General features: G+C 67.2%; 17 protein-coding genes. 12 read left to right on the forward strand and 5 right to left on the reverse strand.

Going from position 1 to position 17950, the window contains the following annotated elements; all coding sequences use genetic code 11:
* The first annotated feature begins 19 nt into the window (after positions 1-19).
* Genes VFG17_RS18230 through VFG17_RS18250 form a run of 5 tightly spaced genes read left to right on the forward strand, consistent with a single transcriptional unit; the run spans position 20 to position 6531 of the window.
* The gene (locus VFG17_RS18230; RefSeq protein WP_325030801.1) at positions 20-880 is read left to right on the forward strand and encodes an XrtA system polysaccharide deacetylase; all 861 of its coding nucleotides are present in this window, start codon (positions 20-22) and stop codon (positions 878-880) included.
* Positions 877-1944 (forward strand): FemAB family XrtA/PEP-CTERM system-associated protein, encoded by a 1068-nt coding sequence (locus VFG17_RS18235; protein WP_414712971.1) that lies wholly within the window; start codon positions 877-879, stop codon positions 1942-1944. The genes VFG17_RS18230 and VFG17_RS18235 overlap by 4 nt, the downstream gene beginning before the upstream one ends.
* Positions 1944-3149 carry a TIGR03087 family PEP-CTERM/XrtA system glycosyltransferase gene (locus tag VFG17_RS18240; protein ID WP_325030802.1) on the forward strand — a complete coding sequence of 402 codons (1206 nt, stop codon included), beginning with the start codon at positions 1944-1946 and terminating at the stop codon, positions 3147-3149. The genes VFG17_RS18235 and VFG17_RS18240 overlap by 1 nt, the downstream gene beginning before the upstream one ends.
* The gene (gene xrtA / locus VFG17_RS18245; protein WP_325030803.1) at positions 3146-4624 is read left to right on the forward strand and encodes an exosortase A; all 1479 of its coding nucleotides are present in this window, start codon (positions 3146-3148) and stop codon (positions 4622-4624) included. Before VFG17_RS18240 ends, xrtA begins: the two co-directional genes overlap by 4 nt.
* 11 nt (positions 4625-4635) lie before the next feature.
* On the forward strand, positions 4636-6531 hold the full coding sequence (locus VFG17_RS18250) for an XrtA/PEP-CTERM system amidotransferase (protein WP_325030804.1): 1896 nt from the start codon (positions 4636-4638) through the stop codon (positions 6529-6531).
* 289 nt (positions 6532-6820) lie between these two features.
* Here the strand turns inward: VFG17_RS18250 and rplI are convergent, their stop codons facing one another.
* The 4 genes from rplI to VFG17_RS18270 form a co-directional block, all read right to left on the reverse strand.
* Positions 6821-7450, reverse strand: coding sequence for a 50S ribosomal protein L9 (gene rplI / locus VFG17_RS18255; protein WP_325030805.1), 630 nt, complete (start codon positions 7448-7450; stop codon positions 6821-6823).
* A 13-nt stretch (positions 7451-7463) separates the two neighbouring features.
* Positions 7464-7688, reverse strand: coding sequence for a 30S ribosomal protein S18 (gene rpsR, locus VFG17_RS18260; RefSeq protein WP_037554562.1), 225 nt, complete (start codon positions 7686-7688; stop codon positions 7464-7466).
* Positions 7689-7699: 11 nt separating this feature from the next.
* Positions 7700-8065 carry a 30S ribosomal protein S6 gene (gene rpsF, locus VFG17_RS18265; RefSeq protein WP_095386440.1) on the reverse strand — a complete coding sequence of 122 codons (366 nt, stop codon included), beginning with the start codon at positions 8063-8065 and terminating at the stop codon, positions 7700-7702.
* 158 nt (positions 8066-8223) lie between these two features.
* Positions 8224-9612 carry a Mur ligase family protein gene (locus tag VFG17_RS18270; protein WP_325030806.1) on the reverse strand — a complete coding sequence of 463 codons (1389 nt, stop codon included), beginning with the start codon at positions 9610-9612 and terminating at the stop codon, positions 8224-8226.
* Positions 9613-9765: 153 nt separating this feature from the next.
* Between VFG17_RS18270 and VFG17_RS18275 the strand changes: the two genes are divergently transcribed.
* From VFG17_RS18275 to VFG17_RS18290, 4 genes are all read left to right on the forward strand, one after another.
* On the forward strand, positions 9766-10593 hold the full coding sequence (locus VFG17_RS18275; protein ID WP_325030807.1) for an LD-carboxypeptidase: 828 nt from the start codon (positions 9766-9768) through the stop codon (positions 10591-10593).
* Positions 10594-10696: 103 nt separating this feature from the next.
* Complete coding sequence (gene fabD / locus VFG17_RS18280) at positions 10697-11635, forward strand: ACP S-malonyltransferase (RefSeq protein WP_325030808.1); 939 nt, start codon at positions 10697-10699, stop codon at positions 11633-11635.
* A gap of 24 nt (positions 11636-11659) precedes the next feature.
* Positions 11660-12400 (forward strand): 3-oxoacyl-[acyl-carrier-protein] reductase, encoded by a 741-nt coding sequence (gene fabG, locus VFG17_RS18285; protein ID WP_325030809.1) that lies wholly within the window; start codon positions 11660-11662, stop codon positions 12398-12400.
* A 33-nt stretch (positions 12401-12433) separates the two neighbouring features.
* Positions 12434-12973 carry a hypothetical protein gene (locus VFG17_RS18290; RefSeq protein ID WP_325030810.1) on the forward strand — a complete coding sequence of 180 codons (540 nt, stop codon included), beginning with the start codon at positions 12434-12436 and terminating at the stop codon, positions 12971-12973.
* 42 nt (positions 12974-13015) lie between these two features.
* Here VFG17_RS18290 and VFG17_RS18295 read toward each other — a convergent pair whose 3' ends face one another.
* A complete protein-coding gene (locus VFG17_RS18295) occupies positions 13016-15142 on the reverse strand; it encodes a TonB-dependent receptor (RefSeq protein WP_325030811.1) in 2127 nt (708 codons plus the stop codon).
* Positions 15143-15334: 192 nt separating this feature from the next.
* Here VFG17_RS18295 and VFG17_RS18300 point away from each other — a divergent pair, with 192 nt between their 5' ends.
* Genes VFG17_RS18300 through VFG17_RS18310 form a run of 3 tightly spaced genes read left to right on the forward strand, consistent with a single transcriptional unit; the run spans position 15335 to position 17870 of the window.
* Positions 15335-16312, forward strand: coding sequence for a cysteine synthase A (locus VFG17_RS18300; RefSeq protein WP_325030812.1), 978 nt, complete (start codon positions 15335-15337; stop codon positions 16310-16312).
* The gene (locus tag VFG17_RS18305) at positions 16309-16710 is read left to right on the forward strand and encodes a hypothetical protein (RefSeq protein WP_325030813.1); all 402 of its coding nucleotides are present in this window, start codon (positions 16309-16311) and stop codon (positions 16708-16710) included. Before VFG17_RS18300 ends, VFG17_RS18305 begins: the two co-directional genes overlap by 4 nt.
* Positions 16707-17870 (forward strand): Gldg family protein, encoded by a 1164-nt coding sequence (locus VFG17_RS18310; RefSeq protein ID WP_325030814.1) that lies wholly within the window; start codon positions 16707-16709, stop codon positions 17868-17870. Before VFG17_RS18305 ends, VFG17_RS18310 begins: the two co-directional genes overlap by 4 nt.
* Positions 17871-17950 lie beyond the last annotated feature (80 nt).

Consider the following 17950-nt stretch of genomic DNA (forward strand, 5'->3'; position numbering starts at 1 on the left):
CTGATGAAGGTGAGGGAAAATGCAGAACGGCCTGTCGGTCGATGTCGAGGACTGGTTTCAGGTCGGCGCCTTTGAGCGCACGATCGACCGCGCCGACTGGCCGACGCTCGAATGCCGGGTCGAGGCGAATTGTGATGCGGTGCTGCGCATTTTCGCCGATGCGGGCGCGACCGGGACCTTCTTCACATTGGGCTGGGTCGCCGAACGCTATCCCGCGCTGATCAAGCGCATCGTCGCGGCGGGGCACGAGCTCGCCAGCCACGGCTATGACCACAAGCGCGTCTTCAACATGACGGCGGACGAATTCGCCGCCGATCTCAAGAAGACGCGAGCCATCCTCGAGGATCTCGGCGGCGTGGCGGTGCGTGGCTATCGCGCGCCCAGCTTCTCGGTCGATACGCGCACGCCCTGGGCCCATGCTGTGCTCGCCGAACAGGGCTATGCCTATTCGTCGAGCGTCGCGCCGGTCGTCCATGACCATTATGGCTGGCCGCAAAGCCCGCGCCATGCGTGGCGGCCGGTGGCGGGCAGCGACCTCGTCGAATGGCCGGTGACGACCGCGCGCGTCGCGGGGCGCACATTGGCGGCGGGCGGCGGCGGCTTCATGCGGATGCTGCCCTATGGCTTCACGCGCTGGGCGATCGCGCGGATGAATGAAGAGGGGCACCCCGCGATCCTCTATTTCCACCCGTGGGAAATCGACCCCGGTCAGCCGCGCGTCGCCGACGCGCCGATCAAATCGAAGATCCGCCATTACAGCGGCTTGTCGGCCATGGCTGGCAAGCTCAGGAAGCTGCTCGCCGACTTCGAATGGACGCGCGCCGACGCCTTGCTTCCCGCGCAGCAGCAACGCGCGCAGCCGTGGCGCGTGGCGGCGTGAACACAACGGTGCTTGCCGCGAAGGACGGCTTTTCGGGCGCGCCGCTTTCCGACGCGGGCGAATGGGACGCCTATGTCGCCGCGCATCCGGAGGCGACCCCCTTCCACAGTCGCGCCTGGTGCGAGGCGATCACCAGCGCGACCGGGCATCGCTGTCACCTCGTCACCGCGCGCGACGCGGCGGGCGCGCTCACGGGTATTCTGCCGCTCCACCATATCCGCTCGCCCCTCTTCGGGCAGGCGCTCGTCGGCAGCGGCTTCGCGGTGGGGGGCGGCATCTTGGCCGACGATTCCGCCGTGGCCGCGACGCTGGCGCAAGGCGCGGCGGCGATGGCGAAATCGCTCGGCGTGCCGTCGGTCGAACTGCGCGGCGGCGCGCAGCCCGAAGGCGAGAGCTGGGCCCAAGAGGAAGGCGTCTACGCCGGCTTCGCGCGCGACCTCGCGGCCGACGATGACGCCGAGCTCCTCGCTATCCCGCGCAAGCAGCGCGCCGAGGTGCGCAAGGTGCTCGAAAGCGGGCTGACCGTCACCACGGGAAGCGACGCCGCCGAACGCCGCGACCATTACCGGATCTATGCGACCAGCGTTCGCAACCTCGGAACCCCCGTCTTTCCGAAAGCCTTGTTCGATGCCGTCCTCGACACCTTTGGCGACGAGGCGGATATTCTGACCGTGCGCGAAGGCGGCCGCCCCGTCGCGAGTGTGCTCAGCCTCTACTGGCGCGGCGTCGTGATGCCTTATTGGGGCGGCGGCACTGCCGACGCGCGGCGGCTGCGCGCTAACGAACTCATGTATTTCGCGCTGATGCGCCACGCGCGCGAACGGGGCTGCACGCGCTTCGATTTCGGCCGCTCGAAGCTCGGCACCGGCCCCTTCGCCTATAAGAAGAATTGGGGCTTCGAGCCGCAGCCGCTCGTCTACGCGCGCTGGCTCGCGGCGGGGGAGGCGCCGCGCGATACCAATCCGAACAGCGCCCGATACCGCCTCCAGGTCGACCTCTGGAAGAAGCTGCCGCTGTGGGCGGCAAACCGGATCGGGCCGCTGATCGCGCGCGGGCTCGGCTAATGCCCGAAATCCTGTTCCTCGTTCACCGCGCGCCTTGGCCCCCCGACCGCGGCGACCGGATCCGCAGCTGGCATATGTTCGAGGCGCTGGCGAAGCTCGCGCCGGTGCATCTCGCGGCGCTCGCCGATAATGAAGCCGATGCCAAGCTTGCCCGCGAAAAGATGGCCCCGCTTTGCAAGAGCCTGACGATCGAAGTGCGCAACGCGTCACGCCCGGTCGCGCTGGCGCAGGCCGTCCTGACCGGCGATCCGGTGTCGAACCGCTTGTTCCGCAGCGCCGCGCTCGCGCGCCATATCGACGCGCTGATCGGGCAGGGCGGCATCAGCCATATCGTCGCCTTCTCGGGCCAGATGGCGCAATATCTCCCCGCCCGTTTCGACGGGCCGGTGCTGATGGATTTCGTCGACGTCGATTCGGCGAAATTCGCGACCTATGCCGAACAGGACCGGCGCCAGCCGCTCCATTGGGTGCACAAGCGCGAGGCGCGCGTGCTCGCCGCCTATGAAGCGGTTGTTGCGCGCCACGCTGATACGAGCCTGTTCGTCAGCGAAGCGGAGGCGGCGCTGTTCCGCGGCCAAAGCGGCCTCGGTGACGACAAGGTGCGCGCGGTGGGGAATGGTATCGACACCGAGCACTTCGATCCGGCCGTCCCGTTGGAAACGGTCGGGGCGGGGGAGGGGCCGCTCGCGGTCTTCACTGGCCAGATGGATTACCGGCCCAATATCGACGCGGTGCACTGGTTCGCGTCCGGCATATTGCCGCTGATCCGCGCGCGCCATGCCTCGGCGCGGTTCGCGATCGTCGGCCGCGCGCCGACGGGCGAAGTGCGCGCGCTCGAAAAGCTGCCCGGCGTGACCGTAACCGGCGAGGTGCCCGATGTGCGCCCGTGGCTTGCCGCCGCCGATGCCGTGGTCGCGCCGCTACTGCTCGCGCGCGGGGTACAGAACAAGCTGCTCGAAGCGATGGCGATGGCGCGTCCCGTGGTCGCGAGCACCGCCGCCGCGACGGGGATCGACGCCGTGCCGGGCGAGCATCTGCTCGTCGCCGACGGGACGGAGGCGATGGCCGACGCCGTTTGCACGCTTTTCGACGACCGCAACGTCGCCGCAAAGATGGGGCAGGCTGCGCGCGCGCAAATGATCAAGCGTTACGGCTGGGACGCGCGCATGGCACCGCTCGGCGAGCTGCTGGGGCTGCCCGCATGACGCGCTGGCAGCGCCATCTTGCCGCCCTCGGCCTGCTCGCGGTCGTCATCCTCGCGCTATTCTGGCGCGATGCCGCCGACATGGCGGGCATCTGGTGGAATAGCTCGACCTTCACCCATTGCCTGCTGATGGTGCCGATGATCGGCTGGCTGGTGTCGCAGCGCGTATCGCTGCTCCGCCCACTCACGCCCGCCTTCTGGTGGCCCGCGCTTATCTGGATGGCGGGCGCGGGGCTGGTGTGGCTGGTCGGTGAAGCGGCGGGGGTCGGCCTGTTCCGGCAGCTCGGGCTCGTCCTGATGCTGCAGGGCGCGGTCGGCGCGGCGCTCGGCGAAAAGCTCGTGCGCGGATTGCTGTTCCCGCTCGGCTATGCGCTGCTGCTCGTGCCCTTCGGCGAGGAACTGGTGCCGCTGCTCCAGACCTTCACTGCGCATATCAGCGTCGTCTTGCTCCACCTCTCAAGCATCGCCGCCGAGATGCAGGGCGTGTTCATCACGACGAAGGCCGGTTTCTTCGAGGTCGCCGAGGAATGTTCGGGGGTCAATTTCCTGATCGCGATGCTCGCTTACTCGGTGTTCGCGGCGCATCTCTGTTTCAAAAGCTGGACGCGGCGGATCGTCTTCGTCGCGGCGGCGCTTGCGACAACGATCCTCGCCAACGCCCTGCGCGCTTATGGCACGATGGTCGCCGCCGAAATCTGGGGGATCGAGGCGGCGGGCGGCATCGACCATATCTTCTACGGCTGGATTTTCTTTGGTCTCGTCATCCTGCTCGTCATGTTCGTCGCGCTCCGCTGGTTCGACCGGCCAGCGAACGACGCCGCGGTCGATGTAAGCGGGCTGGGCGGCGTGCCGCGCTTTGCGGGCACGGCCAAAAGCGTGCTGCCTGCCGCGCTCGCGCTTCCGCTGGTCTTTGCCGGATGGGGGACGCTGATCGGCGGTCGCAGCGCGCCGCTGCCCGCGACAATGGCGATCATCGCGCCGCCGGGCTGGAGTGAGGTCATTCTCGAGCGCCCGATATGGTCGCCGCGCTTCGATGGTGCCGACCAGATCCGGCTCGTGCATTTCGTCGACGGCGCCGGGCGGCAGGTGACCGTTGCAATCGGGGGTTATGAGCGTCAGGCCGAAGGTCGCGAGGTCGTTGCCTTCGGGCAGGGCGCTGTCGATCCTGACAGCAAATGGGCATGGAGCGCGGCGCTCCCCGCGGTCGAAGGCGCGAAGACCGAACGCCTGCTCCATCCCGGCCCGGTGCTGCGCGATGCGGCCACCTGGTACGTTGTCGACGGCAGTGTGACGGGCGATCCCCGGCGCGCCAAACTCGCGGAGCTGCAGGCGCGGCTGCTTGGCGGCGACCCGCGCGCGCTGTCCTTGATCCTTTCGAGCGAGGAGCGGCACGGCGGCCTCGATGCGATCACCGATTTCGTTTCCGCGTCGGGTGGGGTCAAAGCAATGGCTGACCGCGCGCTGAAACTGCGATAGGAGCGCAGCATATGTGCGGCATCGCGGGCATCTATCATCTCGAAACCGCGAAGCCGGTCGACCCGGCCCGCTTGCGCGCGATGCTCCAGCCGATGCAGCATCGCGGCCCCGACGGGTCGGGCGAGTGGACCGCGCCCGGCGTCGGCCTGGCGCATCTTCGCCTGTCGATCATCGATATTGAGGGTAGCCCGCAGCCGATGGCGAGCGACGACGAAGCCGTCACGCTCACCTATAACGGCGAAATCTATAACTTCCGCGAGCTGCGTGCCGAACTCGAGGATCGCGGCCATCGTTTCCGCACCAGCGGCGACACCGAAGTCATCATCGCCGCATGGCGCCAGTGGGGCCCCGATTGCCTCGCGCGGCTCAACGGCATGTTCGCCTTCGCGATCCACGATCATGCGCGCGGGTGCCTGTTCCTCGCGCGCGACCGGCTTGGGGTAAAGCCGCTCCATTATGTCCGCCTGTCCGACGGCTCGGTGGCGTTCGCGTCCGAACTGAAGGGGCTGCTGCGCAATCCCTTGCTGCGTCAGGAAGCCAATCTCACCGCGATCGAGGATTTCCTCGCCTTCGGCTACGTCCCCGACGACAATTGCATCGTCGCGGGCGTGGAGAAACTGCCCGCAGGCCACTATCTGATGCTCGAACGCGGCAAGCCGGTGCCGGCGCCGACGCGCTGGTGGGCGCCCGATTTTTCGAAGCGGATCCGCGCATCCGAAGGCGAGGCGGCCGAGCATCTCGTCCACCTGATGCGCGCCGCGGTGACCGACCGCATGGTCGCCGACGTGCCGCTCGGCGCCTTCCTGTCGGGCGGGGTCGATTCGAGCGCGGTCGTCGCGCTGATGGCCGAAGCGAGCGCGAAAGCGGTCAAGACCTGCACGATCGGTTTCGACCAGGCGGCACTCGATGAGACGGCGTACGCGCAGCGGATCGCCGAGCGTTTCGCGACCGATCACCGCACGCGTACCGTTTCGCCCGGCGATTTCGCGCTCGTCGACCGGATCGCCGACATGTTCGACGAACCCTTCGCCGATGCGAGCGCGCTGCCGACCTACCGCGTCTGCGAACTCGCGCGCGAAGAGGTGACGGTCGCGCTGTCGGGCGACGGCGCCGACGAGGCGTTCGCGGGCTATCGCCGGCTCGTCTTCCAGCATCAGGAGGAAAGGCTGCGCGGGCTGATCCCCGGTTTCCTGCGCCGCGGCCTGCTCGGCCCGCTGTCGCATGTCTGGCCGCAGATGGACTGGGCGCCGCGCCCGCTGCGCGCCCGCGCGACGCTCGCCAGCCTCTCGAAAAGCGGGGCGGAAGGCTATGCCGAGGCGGTCGGCGTGACCGGGCCGGCGCAGCGCGCAAGGCTTTTCAACGATGCGGCACACCATGCGCTCGGCGATCATGTCGCCGAAGCGCGCTACTGGAAAGCGATGCGCGAGGCGCCCGCGCGCGAGGCGCTCGACCGCGCGCAATATGCCGACCTGATGATCTGGCTGCCGGGCGACATTTTGACCAAGACCGACCGGATGAGCATGGCGGTCAGCCTCGAGGCGCGCGAGCCCTTGCTCGACTATCGCCTCGTTGAATTCGCCGCGAGCCTGCCCGCGTCGATGCGCGTCAAGCGCGGCACGGGCAAGGCGATCATGAAACAGGCGATGGAGCGTTATCTGCCGCATGATATTCTTTATCGGCCGAAGATGGGGTTCGTGACCCCCGTGTCGGCGTGGTTCCGCGGCGCGCTCGCGCAGCAGGCGAAGGGGCTCGCGACCTCCTCGACGCTCGCGCGCTCGGGCTGGTTCGACATGGCCGAGATCGAACGCATCGTTGCCGCGCACCAGTCGGGCCGCCGCGACCATGGCCGGCTGATCTGGCAATATTTCATGCTCGAAAAATCGCTGGCGAAGCTGTTCGGGATTTGAACGGGCTGGCGATTTGGGGGTGGAAGGTGGATGTTTCATGATCCTCCCTGTGGCGAAGCCATGGGGAGGGGGACCGCCGCCGCAGGCGGTGGTGGAGGGGCGACGACGTTGCGTCATGGCCCCTCCGTCAGCGCTTCGCGCTGCCACCTCCCCATCGCTTCGCGACAGGGAGGATCGCTTGTTTCCGCAATCGACCGAAAACCGCCCACCATCCGAAAATCGCATAAGAAAAGGGCCGCGCCTCCATCCGGAAACGCGGCCCTTTCAAAAGGCTTCGGCCTGAAAAAGCTTAAGCTTCTTCGGCCTCGTCGGCAGCCGGAGCTTCCTCGGCGGCGAGTTCCGAAGGCGGGGTCGCGTCTTCGAACTCGTCCTCGCTGTCGGGTTCCAGCGCCGAAGCGACGGCTTCGGCCTGTTCTTCTTCGAACATCGCGGCGATGACGTCGATGCCCTGCTTCTGCATTTCGGCTTCGTCGGGCGAGCGCGCGACGTTGACGCCGACGGTCACGACGACCTCGGGGTGCAGCTTGACCTTGACGTCGACCAGACCAAGCGACTTGATCGGGCGTTCGAGCTCGACCATCGCCTTGGTGACGCCCTGGACGCCGTCTTCGGTCAGTGCCTCGACGATGTCGCGGACGGCAACCGAACCATAAAGCTGGCCTGTGTTCGACGCCTGGCGGATCAGGACGATCTGCTTGCCGTCGATGTCCTTGGCGCGGCCTTCGGCGTCGGTGCGACGCTCGGCGTTGTCGGCTTCGATCTTCGACCGGTTGGCTTCGAACAGCTTCTTGTTGGCGTCGTTCGCACGAAGCGCCTTATTGTTCGGCAGCAGATAGTTACGGGCAAAGCCGTTCTTGACGGTGACGACGTCGCCGATACCGCCCAGTTTCTCGATACGTTCGAGCAGGATGATTTCCATCTGTCCGCCCTCCTTACTTCACGATGTAGGGGAGCAGGCCGATGTGGCGCGAACGCTTGATCGCCTTCGCCAGCTCACGCTGCTTCTTGGTGGACACCGCGGTGATCCGCGACGGGACGATCTTGCCGCGCTCCGACAGGTAACCCTGGAGCAGGCGGACGTCCTTGTAATCGATGACCGGTGCGTCCTTCGCGCTGAAGGGGCAGGTCTTGCGGCGGCGGAAAAAGGGTCGTGCCATGCTACTGTTCCTTATTCTTCGCCGTCGCGGTCACGGCCACGGCCGCCGCGGCGTTCCTGCTTGCGCATCATCACCGACGGACCCTTTTCGAGTTCGTCGACCTTGATGGTGAGCCAGCGGATGATATCTTCGTTGATCGCAGCCTGACGCTCGATCTCTGCGATCGCTTCGCCCGACACTTCGGCCGACAGCATCACATAGTGACCCTTGCGGTTCTTCTGGATCTTGTAGGCGAGCTGCTTGAGGCCCCAGGTCTCGGTCTTGTGGACCTGGCCCTTATACTCGCCGATGACGTTGGTGACGGTTTCCGCCAGCGCATCGACCTGAGCCTGGCTCAGGTCCTGACGCGCGATAAAGACATGCTCGTAAAACGGCATGGTTTGCGTCCTTCGATTTGGCCGATCGCTGATTTCGCGCCAATCGCGAAACCCCTCCGGCTGTCGTCCGGCTTTGCCTATTGGTGCAAAGCAAACGGGGCGAACGGCACAAGGCCTCGCCCCGAATGAGCGCGCCTATACAGATTCGCGCGCGGAAATCAAGCGTGGAGGGCGAGCTTTTCCAGCAACTCGCGCCCGAATTCGGTGAGCGTGTCGTCGCGCGCGCCGAGGATCAGGATGCGGTCGCCCGGCTTCGCTTCGTCGAGCATCGCCGCGCCGCAGTTCGCGCGGGTCGTCAGATGGACGGCATCGCCGCCGCCCGCGACGATGTCGGCGACCAGCGCCTCGCTGCCGATGCTGCGGTCCACCGTGCCGCCGAAATAGACGGGATCGCAGATGAACAGCCTGTCGTCAGGCCGCATTCCCGCCGCGAAACTCGCCGCCAGCTCCTTGCCCATCTGGCGCAGCGGACCATAGCCGTGCGGCTGGAAGAAGAGCAGGGCGCGGCCGGGCAGTTCGGCCACAGCCGCCAGCGTCGCGGCGACCTTGTCGGGATTATGCGCGAAATCGTCGATGACGGTGACGCCATTTGCTTGCCCGAGCACTTCATAGCGGCGTGCAAGACCGGCGAAGTCCGCCAATGCCTCGACGGATTGTGCGACGGTCGCACCTGCCGCGTGCGCCGCGGCTATGGCAGCGAGCGCGTTGGCGGCATTGTGGCGGCCAGGCATGCGGAGCTTCACCTGATAGGCGGTACCATCGACATGGACAGCGAAGCGGCAGCCGTCGGGCAGTGCCTCGAAATCGCTGCCACGCACCGCCGCATTTTCGCTGAAGCCAAAGGTTACCACATTACGCCCCGACAGCAACGGCGCCGATTCCGGATCGTCGGCGTTGATCACCGCGACCCGCGCCTTCGCGGCGAAATCGCCGAACAGCTGGTGCAATTCGGCGAGGCTCTTGTGGTCGAGGCTGATGTTGGTGACGACCGCGACGTCGGGCGCGTAGAGCGCGATCGACCCGTCGCTTTCGTCGACCTCGCTGACATAGAGGACGGCGTCGCCGACCAGCGCGCTCGCGAAGGGCATTTCGGCGCCGGCGAAATTGCGCATCACCGCGCCGTTCATCACCGTCGGTTTCCGCCCCGCGCTTTCGAGGATCCAGCCGATCATTCCCGTCACGGTCGACTTGCCGCTCGTGCCGCCGACGCCGATCGCCTTGTCCGCCGCGTTGAACAGCGCCGCATTGAGCTCGGCGCGCGTCATCCGCGGGAGGCCGAGCGCGTTGGCGGCGGCGACATCGGGTACGCTGTCCTCGATCGCGGCCGAAGCGACGAGGGTCTGCCCCGCCTGCGGCCCGCTGCCGTCCTGCGCGAAAAAGGCGATGCCCTGGCCTTCGAGCCAGGCGAATTTTTCGGGCGTCCGGCCCTGGTCGCGGCTGCGATCCGACCCCGAAACCGCCGCGCCGCGCGCCGCGACGATCATCGCGAGCGGCAACATGCCCGACCCGCCGATGCCGCAGAAGAAATAGGATTTGTTTTCGGCCATCGCGGCGCGATATGGCTTTGGCGAAGGGTTTGCAAATAGAGATGGGCGCGATGCTTCTTCATCGTCACCCCGGACTTGATCCGGGCCTGCCTTTCTTGAAGGAAAAGGCGGATACCGGGTCAAGCCCGGCATGACGGAGAAGGAAAACGAGTGATGCGCATCGGGATCGTGGCCCCTTCCACCCCCATCCTGCCCGACGATGCCGAGGCTGTCCGCGCGGTCGTCAGCCTCGGCTACCCCGGCGTCGAGCTGGAATTCGACCCGCAATGCTTCGCCGTCGCCGGCCATTTCGCGAGCGAGGATGCGCAGCGGCTCGCCGCGCTGGTGACGATGGCGAACCGCGCCGATATCGACGCGATCTGGTTCGCGCGCGGCGGCTATGGCGCGTGCCGGATCGCGGAAGCTGCTGTCGCCGCGATGGAGCCGGTGGCGCGCGGCAAGGCGTTTCTCGGCTTTTCGGATCAGGGCAATTTGCTCGGCTGCCTTTATCGCGAGGGGTTCGACCATGTCGCGCACGGGCCGATGGTCGCCGACATCCGGCGCGAGGGCGGCGAGGCGACGGTGCAGCGCGCGCTCGACTGGCTCGTCGCGCGCGACCCGGGGGCGTGCGAAGCGGGATTGCAGCATGGCGCGCGCCACGCCGCGTTCAACCTGATGACGCTGTCGATGATGCTCGGCACCCCGCTCGAACCCGACCTGTCGGGGCATATATTGCTGGTCGAGGAGGTCAGCGAATATCTCTATGCCTTCGATCGCGTATTTTTCCATGTCACCAGCGTCCTTGCCGGGCGCGGGCTGGCGGGGCTCAGGCTTGGGCGGGTCAGCGACGTTCCCGAGAATGACCGGCCATTCGGCATCGAGGCCGAAGCGATCGCGCGTTACTGGTGCGAGCGCAACAATATTCCCTGGCTGGGCCGCGCCGACATCGGGCACGACGGGGACAATAAGGTGGTGCCGTTCGGCTTGCATCGCGCGGGGTGAAGGAATAGGCGCCCGTCCGTCGCCCCCGCGAAGGCGGGGGCCGCTAGAGTTAGAACGCCAACGGCCCCCGCCTTCGCGGGGGCGACGATAAGAGGTCAGGGTCATGCGCGCATTCATCTTTCCGGGTCAGGGCAGCCAGTCGGTCGGCATGGGCAAGGCGCTCGCGGACGCATCGAGCCACGCGCGCGAAGTGTTTCAGGAGGTCGACGACGCGCTGGGGCAAAAGCTGTTCCAGCTGATGAGCGAAGGCCCCGAGGACCAGCTCACCCTCACCGAAAACGCCCAGCCCGCGATCATGGCGAACGCGATCGCGACGCTGCGCGTGCTCGAAAAGGAAGGTGGAGTCGCGCTCGCCGCCAAGGCCGATTATGTCGCGGGCCACAGCCTCGGCGAATATAGCGCGCTCTGCGCCGCGGGCGCCTTCGACCTCGCGACCACCGCGCGGCTCTTGAAGACGCGCGGACAGGCGATGCAGGCGGCGGTGCCCGTCGGCGTCGGCGCGATGGCGGCGTTGCTCGGCGCCGACATCGAAACCGCGCAGAAGCTTGCCGACGCTGCGGCCGAAGGCGAAGTCTGCACCGTCGCCAACGACAACGATCCGTCGCAGGTCGTGATCTCGGGCCACAGGGGTGCGGTCGAGCGCGCGGTCGCTCTCGTGAAAGATTATGGTATCAAGCGCGGCGTGCTGCTCCCCGTTTCGGCGCCCTTCCACTGCCCGCTGATGCAGCCCGCTGCCGACGCGATGGCAGAAGCCCTCGGCGCCAATCCGCCCGCCGCGCCGCTCGTGCCGGTCGTCGCCAATGTCACCGCGAGCCCGGTCAGCGACGCCGACACGATCCGCGATCTGCTCGTCCAACAAGTCACCGGCCGCGTCCGTTGGCGCGAAAGCGTTGGGTCGATGGAAGATATCGGGGTCCAGCAGTTTGTCGAATTTGGCGGCAAAGTGCTGTCACCGATGGTCAAGCGCAGCGCGGCGGGCGAAGTCGAAACCATCAGCGTCATCTCGATGGACGACATCGAAGCGCTGCTGAAGACGCTCTAAACCAAAGATTTCAGGAGACCAAATATGTTCGATCTCACCGGCATGACCGCCCTCGTCACCGGCGCTTCGGGCGGCATCGGTTCGGCCATCGCGCAGGCGCTCGCCGCGCAGGGCGCGCGGCTTGCGGTGTCGGGCTCCAACGCCGACAAGCTCAACGCCTTCCGCGATACGCTCGGCGGCGACCATGTCGCGCTGCCGTGCAATCTCGGCGACGCTGCCGCGGTCGACGCGCTCGTCCCCTCGGCGGTCGACGCGCTCGGGCAGATCGACATCCTCGTCAACAATGCCGGGGTGACGCGCGACAATCTGATCCTGCGCATGAAGGACGATGAATGGTCGGACGTGATCCGCATCAACCTCGAGGCCAATTTCCGCCTCGCGCGCGCCGCCGCCAAGCCGATGATGAAAGCGCGTTTCGGCCGCATCATCTCGATCACCAGCGTCGTCGGCGCGACCGGCAACCCCGGGCAGGCCAATTATGCAGCGTCGAAGGCGGGCGTCACCGGCATGACCAAGGCGCTCGCGCAGGAGCTCGCTAGCCGCAACGTCACCGTGAACTGCGTCGCGCCGGGCTTCATCGCGACCGCAATGACCGAGGTGCTGCCCGACGCGCAGAAGGAGGCGCTCAACCAGCGCATTCCGGCGGGCCGGATGGGCGAGGGCAGCGACATCGCCGCCGCCGCCGTCTATCTCGCGTCGAAGGAAGCGGGCTATGTCACCGGCCAGACGTTGCATGTGAACGGCGGCATGGCCATGCTATCCTGACGGCGCGATCCCTCCGGACAGAAGGACGAGTCGATGATCAAGGCTTTGATGGCGGGTGCTGCGCTGGCGCTGGCAACGTTGCCCGGTGCGGTCGCGGCGCAGGATGGCGAGAAGCTCGATTGCGTCGCCCTGTCGGTGCCGGGCGACACCAGGGATTCGATCGGCGCGGCGATGGCCGGCGAGGGCGATGAGGCATCACGCGAAGCCCTGTTCAAGCAACTCGCGAGCATCACCGACGCCTGCGTCGCGCGCCACGGCGTCACCGCCGAGCAAAAGGGGCCCTATTTCGATTACGGCCTCGCGCGCATTTCGCGCGAATGGCTGGCGAAGGACATCGCCAAGCTCGACCTGTCGCCGGTGATCGTCGACAAGGCGCTCGACTTCGGACCTGCCGGCGCGAACCCCGACCTTTCGGCCGACATGACCGAAGAGCAGATCATGAAGATCGTTCAGGCCTATGTCGAATCCGGGGTCGATATCGACAAGGTCGACGGCGCGGTTTGGGAAAAGGTCGGCGCCTACGCCGCGGCGACCTCGATCTACTGGAACAAGCGCAAGCTGCTCGTGCCCTGATCTGAAACCGTCGCCCCCGCCTACGCGGGGGCGAGGGGCTTTTTAGAAGCTCGCCCGCGCCGTCAGGCGGAAATCGCGCCCCGCGAGCGGCACATAATCCTTGGTGAAGCTCGCATGGCGGCGCGCTTCGACGTCGAAGATATTGTTCGCCGACAGCATCAGCGTCAGATTCTTCGTATCGGGAAGCGGGCGCCAGCTCAGCGAGGCGTTGACCAGCGTGAAGCCGTCGGTCGGCGTCTCGAATTGCGCGACGCGTGTCTGGTCGTCGGTCCATTCGACCTCGACGCGCGCATCGATACGCTCGCCCTGCGCCTCGAGCCCGCCGAGCACGCGCAGCGGCGGGATGCGCGGGATATTGCGGTCGAGCCCGGCATTCTTGATCTTCGCGCGCGTCATGTCTGCGGTCACGTCGCCGACGATGTTGAAGCCGCCGATCTGCGCCAACCGCGCGCTAGCCTCGGCCTCGAAGCCATAGACGCGCGCGTCGCGCTGGAAATATTGAAAGACGGGCAGCTCATCCTCTTCGGCGCCGGTGGCGGCCGAATAGATGAAATTGTCGAACCAGTTCGAATAGCCGGTGAGGTTGAGGTTGAAGCCGTCGGACTTGAACTTGAACGACGCTTCGGCGCCCCAGTTCGATTCGCGCTTCAAATTCGGGTCGCCGACCTCAAAGCTCTGCGTCGCGATGTGCGGTCCGTTCGACAGCAATTCCTCGGCCGACGGCGCCCGCACCGCGCGCGATATCGAAACGCCGAACTTCGCGCCTTCGAAGATATCATAAGTCGCGCCGAGCGCGCCCGAGAAGCTGTCGAAATTGCGCTCGAAGCCCAGCGTCTGCGCGCGCACATTGGTCTTTTCGTAACGCGCCGCGGCCTCGAGCCCGAGCGGGCCCATCGTATATTCCTGCAGCGTGAAGAGCGCGAACTGGTCGGTCAGGTTGCGCGGGACGAAGGCTTCGGCGCCGACCGCGTTGAAATCGCGGTGACTGTACTGCACGCCGCTCGCGCCCCGCCAGCCGCCGCGGTCGTTCTGCGCCAGCTCCAGCCGGCCCTCGACGCCCTGGTTGGTAAAGATCGTGCCGACCTCGTCGCCCTCGAACTCGGTGTGCTTGTAATCGGCAAAGCCCGCGCGGACGCGCAGCTTGTCGAAGAATCCATCGCCCAACTCGACCTCGCCGCGCAGGTCCGCGCGCCATTGCTTCATCCCGATCGTGACCGGGCCTTCGCCATGGTCATGGCCGCCTTCCTCTTCCTCGCCGCCATGATCGTGCGCGGTGTTCGGGCGTGCGGGGACGCCATAATTGGTGTCGAAATAGCCGACCGAAATGCCGAGCTGGCCGCCGTCGTTGATCAGCGAGATGCCGCCGCCCGCGGTCCAGGTCTCGCTCTGGGTGTTATCGATCTTGCCGCGCTTGCCCGCCTGTTCGGTCAGCTCGGCCGCTTCGTCGAGATGCCCCTCTTCGACTTCATGCTCGGCGAGGTGGAGCAGGTCGCCGCGAATATCGGGGGCATAGACGAAGCCGCCCGAGCGCGTGTCGCCGGTCTTGCGCCAGCTGCCGTCGAGATGCGCGACGATCTGCGGGCTCAGCGCGACGTCGATCGAGCTGCCGATATTGCGGTCGTTCGCCGCGGTCGCATAGCCGCCGATCGCATCGACATGGACATGGTCGGCGGGGACTTTGCGCGGGATGCGGCGGTCGAACATATTCACCGCGCCGCCGATCGCCTGGCTGCCGAAAAGCAGCACCGCGGGGCCGCGCAGGATTTCGATGCGCTCGACAGTCAGCGGGTCGATCGTGACGGCGTGATCCGCCGACGTGTTCGACGCGTCGATCGATCCGATGCCATCGGTCAGGATTTTGACGCGCTCACCCGAAAAGCCGCGCAGAACGGGCCGCGATGCGCCGGGGGAGAAGCTCGTCGCCGACACCCCCGGTTGCCGCGTGAGCGTATCGCCGATCTGCCCGCGAATGTCGCGCGCCAGCTCGTCGCCCTCGAGCACCGATACATTGCCGAGGATGTCGAGGCTGCGGACATAAGGGGCGGTGACGACGATCGGTCCGCCGGAATGCACATCGTCGTCGTTGCTGGGCGCCGTGCTGTCCTGTGCGAAGGCCGGGGCGGCAAGGAAGAGGGCAAAAGTAAAACCGGCGGAACAAAGCAAGCGCATGGGGAGAGAGTCCTGTATTTTTGGCGACCAGATGGCGCGTCAGTAATGATATACTGTCACAGTGACAACCCCCGGCGCTCGTCCGGCCTGTCGTTCGTCGGACCGCGGGGCCCGTTGGTCGACAAGACCGATCATCGGCGGCGCAAGCGAAGCTGTCTTGCGGGGCTGCGGGCGGCGCCCTAGATCATGGGCATGACTATTGCTGCAAACAGCCTCGACCTGATCGGCAACACCCCGCTAGTGCTGCTGAAAGGGCCGAGCGAAGCGACCGGCTGCGAAATCTGGGGCAAGTGCGAATATGCCAACCCCGGCGGCTCGGTGAAGGACCGCGCCGCGCTCTATATCGTCCGCGACGCCGAAGCGAATGGCAGCCTGCGCCCCGGCGGTACGATCGTCGAGGGGACGGCGGGCAACACCGGCATCGGGCTGGCGCTTGTCGCCAATGCCTTGGGCTACAAGACGATCATCGTCATGCCCGACAATCAGAGCGCCGAGAAAATGGCGACGATCCGTGCGCTCGGCGCCGAACTGGTGCTCGTTCCGCCCGCCCCCTTCGCCAACCCCGGCCATTTCGTCCACACCTCGCGCCGCATAGCCGAGGAAACCGACAATGCGATCTGGGCCAACCAGTTCGACAATATCGCCAACCGCAAGGCGCATATTTTCGGCACGGCCGAGGAGATATGGGAGCAGATGGACGGGCGCATCGACGGCTTTACTTGCGCGGCGGGCACCGGCGGCACGATCGCGGGGACCGGGCTGGGGCTGAAGGCGCATAATTCGGACGTCGTCATCGCGCTCACCGATCCGCACGGCGCTGGACTTTATAATTATTATCAGTGCGGCGAACTGAAGCCCGAAGGGTCAAGCGTCGCCGAGGGCATCGGGCAGAACCGTATCACCGCCAATCTCGAAGGCGCGCCGATCGATACGCAGTTCCGCATCTCCGACGCCGAAGGGCTTGCGGTGGTTCGCCGCCTGCTCGACGAGGAGGGGCTGTGCCTCGGCCTCTCGTCGGGGATCAACGTCGCCGGCGCGATGGCGCTTGCGCGGCAGCTGGGCCCCGGCAAACGCATCGCAACCATCCTCTGCGACAGCGGGTTTCGTTACCTCTCGACGCTCTACAACCCCGAATGGCTGGCGAGCAAAGGATTGGAGGCGGCAGCATGAGCGTGCGGATCGACACCCCCTCGGCGCCGAAGCCGCAGACCGCGCCGCCAGCGCCGACGGCGCCGGTCAACGACACGATGCGGCGGTTGCAGATCGGCATCGCCGGCGTGCTTACCGTGCTGCTGCTCGTCGGCATGGCGGGGCTCATCGGCGAGCGCGCGCGCGAACGGGCCGAAGCCGAGGCTCCGGCAACCGCCGAGGTGAAGATGCCCGGCGAAGAGCCCGCCGTCGGCGCGCCGCTGGAGGAACTCGGCGTCCAGCCGGTCTCGCCGTCGTCGTCGAAGGATGAAAATGCGGCAACCTCGGTCAAGGTCCCGCAAGCGGTGGCGCCGGCGGCGACCGTTCCCGATCTCGAACCCGACCCCGAACTCCAGCGCGCGCGCCAGTCGAAACAGTGATCGCGGCATCGCGCGGGCCGGTGCTGCGCGCTTCCACTATCGCCGTCACGATTGTCACCTTCGCGTGGGTCGCGGGCGGACAGGCGCTGCTCGGGCGCATCGACCCCGCGCTCGCCGTCCCCTTGCTTGCGCCTCCGATGCTGCTTCTCGCCTGGTGGCAGCGCCGCGAGCCCGCCGCGGCGCGGCGGCGCACTTGGCTCGTGACGCTGGCGTTTCTGGTCGCCGCCCAGGCGCTGCTCGGGCTTGCGTTCGCGGGCTCGGCCGGCTGGTCGCAACTGCTGCTGATCATCGTCGCGGCGGGCGTTGCCGCATCGCTCGCCGATCTTGTCGTCCAGTGGCGTCCGCGTCCGGCATTCCTGCCATGGCTCGCCGCGTTCGCGCTCGCCGCCGGCTGGTTCGTGGCGGGGCACGCGCTCCTCGCCGCCCTCTACCGCCCCGCCGCGGCGCGCGCGGACGCGCCCGCCGTCACCATGCTCACCAGCCTGCCGCTGCGCTGGTCGGGCGGCGGCGACATCGCGGCGATGATCGCCGAGGGGACGAATGACGATCCGGCGCTCGCACGGCTGACCGCCGCCGGCCCGGTGTCGCTCGTCGACAGCCTCGTCGATCATGTCCCGCCCGCCGGCGGGGCGCTGCTGCTCGCGCATCCGCGCGCGCTCGCGCCGCGGGAACTGGTCGCGATCGATGCCTTCGTGCGCGGTGGCGGCCGCGCGGTCGTCCTCGCCGACGCGCTGTCGGGCTGGCCGGCGCTCCACCCGCTCGGCGATCCGCGCAACCCGCCGGTGACGAGCCTGCTGACTCCGCTCCTCGATCATTGGGGCATCACGCTTGCCGCCGCACCCGGCGCCGAGGGCGTGGCGCTTCCCGCCGATGTCGATGGCGCGCGGCTGCGGCTGTTCAGCGCCGGCCGCTTCGACCGCCTTCCTCCGCAATGCCGGACCTTCGCCGGCCGGCGCGTTGCCCGCTGTCCGATAGGGGGGGGCGAGGCCTGGCTCGTCGGCGACGCCGACCTCCTCTTCGCGCCGCTCTGGCAGCCGCTCGTGCCCGGCGCCGACCATTTGCGGCAGGCCGACACGATGGAGTGGCTCTCCGCGCGCCTCTGGCCCGGCGCGGGCACCGGCCTGCTCCGCCCGCTTTGGATTCGCGCCCGCGCGACCTGAGTCGGCGTTTTCGCCCCAATTTACCCCGATCGAAGCTGTCCGACGGTGCCTCCGCTGCGCCGCGCGACCGCCATTTACCC

The sequence above is a fragment of the Sphingopyxis sp. genome, assembly GCF_035686825.1.
Taxonomy (GTDB): domain Bacteria; phylum Pseudomonadota; class Alphaproteobacteria; order Sphingomonadales; family Sphingomonadaceae; genus Sphingopyxis.

Coding starts and splice junctions, on each gene's coding strand:
- VFG17_RS18230 (WP_325030801.1), top strand. CDS start 20: ATGCAGAACGGCCTGTCGGTCGATGTCGAGGACTGGTTTCAGGTCGGC.
- VFG17_RS18240 (WP_325030802.1), top strand. CDS start 1,944: ATGCCCGAAATCCTGTTCCTCGTTCACCGCGCGCCTTGGCCCCCCGAC.
- xrtA (WP_325030803.1), top strand. CDS start 3,146: ATGACGCGCTGGCAGCGCCATCTTGCCGCCCTCGGCCTGCTCGCGGTC.
- VFG17_RS18250 (WP_325030804.1), top strand. CDS start 4,636: ATGTGCGGCATCGCGGGCATCTATCATCTCGAAACCGCGAAGCCGGTC.
- rplI (WP_325030805.1), bottom strand. CDS start 7,450: ATGGAAATCATCCTGCTCGAACGTATCGAGAAACTGGGCGGTATCGGC.
- rpsR (WP_037554562.1), bottom strand. CDS start 7,688: ATGGCACGACCCTTTTTCCGCCGCCGCAAGACCTGCCCCTTCAGCGCG.
- rpsF (WP_095386440.1), bottom strand. CDS start 8,065: ATGCCGTTTTACGAGCATGTCTTTATCGCGCGTCAGGACCTGAGCCAG.
- VFG17_RS18270 (WP_325030806.1), bottom strand. CDS start 9,612: ATGGCCGAAAACAAATCCTATTTCTTCTGCGGCATCGGCGGGTCGGGC.
- VFG17_RS18275 (WP_325030807.1), top strand. CDS start 9,766: ATGCGCATCGGGATCGTGGCCCCTTCCACCCCCATCCTGCCCGACGAT.
- fabD (WP_325030808.1), top strand. CDS start 10,697: ATGCGCGCATTCATCTTTCCGGGTCAGGGCAGCCAGTCGGTCGGCATG.
- fabG (WP_325030809.1), top strand. CDS start 11,660: ATGTTCGATCTCACCGGCATGACCGCCCTCGTCACCGGCGCTTCGGGC.
- VFG17_RS18290 (WP_325030810.1), top strand. CDS start 12,434: ATGATCAAGGCTTTGATGGCGGGTGCTGCGCTGGCGCTGGCAACGTTG.
- VFG17_RS18295 (WP_325030811.1), bottom strand. CDS start 15,142: ATGCGCTTGCTTTGTTCCGCCGGTTTTACTTTTGCCCTCTTCCTTGCC.
- VFG17_RS18300 (WP_325030812.1), top strand. CDS start 15,335: ATGACTATTGCTGCAAACAGCCTCGACCTGATCGGCAACACCCCGCTA.
- VFG17_RS18305 (WP_325030813.1), top strand. CDS start 16,309: ATGAGCGTGCGGATCGACACCCCCTCGGCGCCGAAGCCGCAGACCGCG.